The sequence below is a fragment of the Peribacillus sp. genome (assembly GCF_059453735.1).
In genome coordinates, this window is the sequence record NZ_JAZVJO010000473.1 from 1 (window position 1) to 5,354 (window position 5,354).

Here is a 5,354-nt window from a genome sequence, read left to right on the forward strand (position 1 = left end):
GCCTTGCACTGGTTAAAACGGATCAAATCACTATGAAAAATGCATTAGCTTTAATCGGAGTTTCTGCTCCAGAACAAATGTCCCGCAACTAGAAGGTTACCAAAGAGCCATTTTGCTGTCACAGCAGAGTGGCTCTTTGACTATTTCCAGACCACCATACCTCCGCTGACACGTTTGACACCTCGAATTTTTGAGATGTCTTCAATGAGTTTAAGCATAGCGAGATCCTTTGCTTTTGCTTCAATCATGAAGTCGACATCTTGGTTGATTTCTTTAAGTGCGAGCAAAAGAGGAGTAATAAAGGCTAAATCAACATAATCCGAGTGAGAACGAAACGCTTTTTCATTTTTTGGTGAAGAGATATGAATTTTAGGCGGGCTCCCTGTTTGGTCCCAAGTTGCAAATATAGCTGGGAGCAGCTCGTGAAATAATTGTTCCCCTAAATTTGCCTGATCATGATGGTAGTCAAAAACAAGGGGAATCCCTTCTTTTTGACAAATAGCCAGTGTTTCATTTGTCGTATAGGTTTTATCATCATTTTCTAGAGTCATTTGCTGTTTAATCAGCTTTGGTAAAGAGATAATATTTTCATAGAAGCGGTTTGTAGCCGCAATCTTATCCCCGTATGCGCCACCTACATGAATGTTAATTCGAGCATTTGAGTGAACGCCCATTGCTTCAAGCATCTGATAATGATAAGTCATATCTTTGACGGAATTTTCAGTTATCGATGGTTTGCTGCTTGTAAATAGTGTAAACTGATTAGGATGGAAGCTGACTCTCATCTGATGTTTGTTAATCCAGTCCCCAAGTTCCTTCCACTCACTTTTAAATGGCGTAATAAAGTCCCAATTGACTTCAGGATGCGTGGCAAGCGGCACGATGGAACTGGATAGACGGTAGAGTTGGATTTCAAGAGCCGTGTTGTAATAAAGGATTCTCCGTGTATTTTCTAAATTCGTTTTAGTGATCTCTAGTAACCGACGGTCGCGATCTTCTTTTGTCAGTTGGCCATAACGCTTAAAGGTCATGGTTCGTGAGGGAGAGGTCTCCCATAGTGAGAGGGCGGTTGAAACATACCCCATTCGAATGTTCATAGTTGCTCCTTTCACCTAGAGAAAAGCCGATAGTGTATAGGCTATTTTTTCTTTTATTGACTCTAGGACATTGATTTTTGCTAGAGAAGCTGCGGGTAAAGCCGTGGAATAGCTAATATCCTCTTGAATTTTTGCCTTAATTTCTTGAATACATTCTGGTTCATAAATGAGGCAGTTCATTTCGTAATTAAGAAATAAACTGCGCCTGTCAAAATTGGCTGTTCCGATATCACAAATCGTATCATCAATAAGTATGATTTTGGAATGGTAGAACCCTCTCTGAAATTGAAAAACCTTTGCGCCTTCTTTAATAAGAATGCGAAAGTAGGGAAAAGAAGCCTCCTTAACAAATGCGTGATCTGCTTTTTTAGGCACGATAATACTGACGTCGATATTATTTTTTATTGCTGATCTTAAAGTCTCAAAGAGTGCGGGACTCGGAATAAAATAGGGAGTGCCGATAATGATGCTTTTTTTAGCTTGTCTAATTAGCGTAGTTAATGTCTCCTCGAGGCCGAATCCGGCAGTAGGGATAAATTGATGTCTGCTTTTTCCAATACAAGATAAGGGGAAATACACCTTGTTGGATAGGACGTTTTCCTTCGTTGCAGCTAACCAATCATGTAAAAATTCAAATTGCAGATCCTGAACACCCTCACCTTGGAGTTTTAGATGATAGTCACGCCATGGATGAAGAATAGGATCCATGTCGATGTATTCCTTTCCAATATTGAAGCCGCCAAGATAACCGATTCGTCCATCGATAATGGTAATCTTTCGATGGTTTCGTTTTTGGAGAGAATAAAAGATAAAGGGCAGTTTTGGCTTGCAGCTATAGGCAAAATAGACGCCGTTTTTTCGTAATTCCTTAATCCGCTTGTATGGAATTCGAAACCCGCCCATCCAGTCAACCATAAGTCGCACTTCTAACCCATTCTTCGCCTTACTTTGCAGGAGATTTAAAAAATCCTGACTAAATTGATCATATTTTACAATATAAAAAAGGACATGGATGTGTCTTTTGGCTTGTTTAATTTCTTTGAAAAAGTCCTCAAATAAGTCTTTTCCAGAAGTGAAGATATGAATATTACTATGGCGCTGAGGATGGCTGAAATTATGTTTCCCTTTTACGTGGACGTGGCGTCCCCATGTAAAGTCTAGGAGCAACCATAATAAAAAAAGTATGACTAGTAGAACGCCTAGAATAATTCCTTTCAATACAGCCAACTCCTTCAACTCATTCATCTGCCTAGTCTGCACAGAATTGCAGGATTGTACTCGGTATTATCAAATCAAAAAAAAACTAAATTTGGAAGAAAAAAGTTGACTGAATGCTCATTCATTATATAATAAAAGTAATCAATATCAGAAAATGCCAGATTTTCAAAATTACTTGAAATCATTTGGTCGATTGTGAAGTCAGGAGGGGGCGTTACACATGAATGGATTACTATGGATTAATTTAGCCGCAACAATAATTGTAATCGCTTACGGAGTTGGCTTATTTACCTATTTATTGCGGACAAGAACGGCTTATGTAAAGCTCGGTAAAAAAGTAGAGTTTGATAAACGTGTGAAAGAACGACTAGGAAAAATCATGGTATATGTGTTTGGTCAAAAAAAGTTATTTAAAGATAAAAAAAGTGGAATTATCCACACCATGCTTTTTTACGGATTTATTTTGGTTCAATTTGGCGCCGTCGATTTTATTATAAAAGGGATTAAACCGGGTGCCCATTTACCATTTGGTCCACTATATCCGGCTTTTACTTTCTTTCAGGAAATCATAACGCTGGTTGTTCTAATTGCCATTTTTGCAGCGTTCTACCGCCGCTATATTGAAAAGCTCGTTCGGTTAAAACGAGGTTTTAAAGCAGGACTTGTTGTTATTTTTATTACGGTAATCATGGTTACTGTTTTAACTGGTAATGGAATGGCCATGATCTGGCATGGACATGAGGCAACTTGGTCAGAACCAGTCGCTTCCGGAATTGCCTTCCTATTTGGCTGGATCGGAGAAACGGCTGCTATCGTTGTCTTTTATGTTGCATGGTGGCTGCATTTACTTACGATTTTGACATTTATGGTCTATATCCCTCAAGGGAAGCATTTCCATCTTATTGCAGGTCCGTTGAATGTATTCATTAACCGTCTGGATAACCCAGGTAAATTGAAAGCGATTAACTTTGAAGAAGAACCTGAAGATGAAAATGAAGAAGTGATTTATGGAGCTAAAACGATACAAGATTTCACTGAATATCAATTGGTAGATTTATATGCCTGTGTAGAGTGCGGAAGATGTACGAATATGTGTCCCGCTTCAGGAACAGGAAAAATGCTGTCACCAATGGATATCATCATTAAAATGAGAGATCATTTAACAAATACAGGAGCAGCAATTACGCAAAAACAGCCTTGGGTGCCGACGTTTGTCTTCGGCAATACAAAGGGGAATCAATTAGCACTTGCAGGCGGTTCTGAGGGAGCGCAGGAATCGGCAGCAAGTATTGAACCCTATCATGCAAGCCTGATCGGTGACGTGATCACAGAAGAAGAGCTGTGGGCGTGTACAACATGCCGTAACTGTGAAGACCAATGTCCGGTTATGAATGAACACGTGGATAAGATTATTGATATGCGTAGATATTTGGTGCTGAACGAAGGGAAAATGAACCCGGATGCACAGCGCGCGATGACCAATATTGAGCGTCAAGGAAATCCGTGGGGCTTAAACCGTAAAGAAAGAGAAAATTGGAGAGAAATTCGCGACGATGTTCACGTTCCAACCGTTAAAGAAATGAATAAAGCGGGGGAAGAATTTGAGTATTTATTCTGGGTAGGTTCAATGGGTTCATACGACAGCCGTTCCCAGAAAATCGCACTTTCCTTTGCCAAATTATTAAATGAAGCCGGTGTGAAATTTGCCATCTTAGGCAATAAAGAAAAGAATTCTGGAGATACACCGCGTCGTCTTGGTAATGAATTTGTTTTCCAGGACCTAGCTGTTAAGAATATCGAAGAGTTCGAGAAGAATGAAGTGAAAAAAATCGTTACGATTGATCCGCATGCGTACAATATCTTTAAGAATGAGTACCCTGATTTCGGTCTTAAAGCAGAAGTGTATCATCATACGGAAATACTGGCTGAGCTTGTTAGAGAAGGAAAGCTTGTGCCGAAGCATCCTGTTAATGAAAAAATAACGTTCCATGATTCCTGTTATTTAGGCCGTTATAACGAAGTGTATGATCCACCACGTGATATCTTAAGAGCCATTCCGGGAGTCGAGCTTGTAGAAATGGAACGGAATCGTGAAAAAGGAATGTGTTGTGGAGCCGGCGGCGGGTTGATGTGGATGGAAGAAGAAACAGGTCACCGTATTAACGTAGCTCGTACGGAACAAGCGTTAGAAGTTGAACCATCAATCATCAGTTCAGGCTGTCCATATTGCTTAACAATGATTTCTGACGGAACAAAGGCGAAAGAAGTTGAAGAAAGCGTCGGGACTTATGACGTGGCTGAATTGCTTGAGAAGTCAATCATGGGTGAACTAAAAACTCTAGTATCATAAATAAACATGTACCTGCTTCATCATTCTTCTTTTTTAGAAGGAAGCAGGTATTTTTTTTGAAATAATTAACTTATTATTTAATTTTTTCAATCAATTCATGTAAACTATGATAAAGCGCTTACATATATTTTTTTGATTTCGTCTTGAGCGAGCGTTCAGTCGACGAAACAGAAAAAATTTAAAAGGGGGAAGAGAAGATGACGAAAACAGTAATAATCAGCGGTGTTCGAACACCATTTGGGAAATTTGGCGGAGGGTTAAGCAGCCTTACAGCTTCACAGCTTGGCGGTATTGCCATTAAAGAGGCCTTACAAAGAGCGGGAGTAGAGGGAAGTCAGGTTGATGAGGTAATTATGGGGAATGTCCTTCAGGCAGGGCAGGGACAAATCCCATCTCGACAGGCACTGAGACATGCCGGTATCCCCTGGGAAATCAAAACAGAAACGATTAATAAAGTGTGCGCATCTGGTCTTCGCAGTGTGACACTTGCTGATCAAATCATTCGAGCTGGTGATGAAGAAGTGATTGTAGCCGGCGGTATGGAGTCTATGAGCAATGCGCCGTATTTCCTCCCAAAGGCTAGATGGGGACTGCGAATGGGAGACGCTCCAATGAAAGATTTGATGCTCCATGATGGTTTAAGCTGCAGTTTTACAGGCGCGCATATGGGTACCTACGGAAACAGCACA

Annotated in this window: 4 protein-coding genes; 2 read left to right on the forward strand and 2 right to left on the reverse strand. The window is 40.3% G+C overall.

From position 1 onward, the window contains the following. Positions 1–140: 140 nt before the first annotated feature. Both uvsE and cls read right to left on the reverse strand, forming a co-directional pair. Entirely contained in the window at positions 141–1,097 is a 957-nt protein-coding gene (gene uvsE / locus AC52RT_RS15615; protein ID WP_495541595.1) for a UV DNA damage repair endonuclease UvsE, read from the reverse strand. A gap of 15 nt (positions 1,098–1,112) precedes the next feature. Further along, the gene (cls, locus tag AC52RT_RS15620; protein WP_495541596.1) at positions 1,113–2,342 is read right to left on the reverse strand and encodes a cardiolipin synthase; all 1,230 of its coding nucleotides are present in this window, start codon (positions 2,340–2,342) and stop codon (positions 1,113–1,115) included. 193 nt (positions 2,343–2,535) lie between these two features. Between cls and AC52RT_RS15625 the strand changes: the two genes are divergently transcribed. Next, positions 2,536–4,665, forward strand: coding sequence for a (Fe-S)-binding protein (locus AC52RT_RS15625; RefSeq protein ID WP_495541597.1), 2,130 nt, complete (start codon positions 2,536–2,538; stop codon positions 4,663–4,665). 197 nt (positions 4,666–4,862) lie between these two features. Next, a partial coding sequence (locus tag AC52RT_RS15630) for a thiolase family protein (protein WP_495541598.1) occupies positions 4,863–5,354 on the forward strand: 492 nt, incomplete at its 3' end.

Bases quoted from the DNA above. Each gene is read 5' to 3' on its own strand.
- uvsE (WP_495541595.1), bottom strand. From the start codon at position 1,097: ATGAACATTCGAATGGGGTATGTTTCAACCGCCCTCTCACTATGGGAG.
- cls (WP_495541596.1), bottom strand. From the start codon at position 2,342: ATGAATGAGTTGAAGGAGTTGGCTGTATTGAAAGGAATTATTCTAGGC.
- AC52RT_RS15625 (WP_495541597.1), top strand. From the start codon at position 2,536: ATGAATGGATTACTATGGATTAATTTAGCCGCAACAATAATTGTAATC.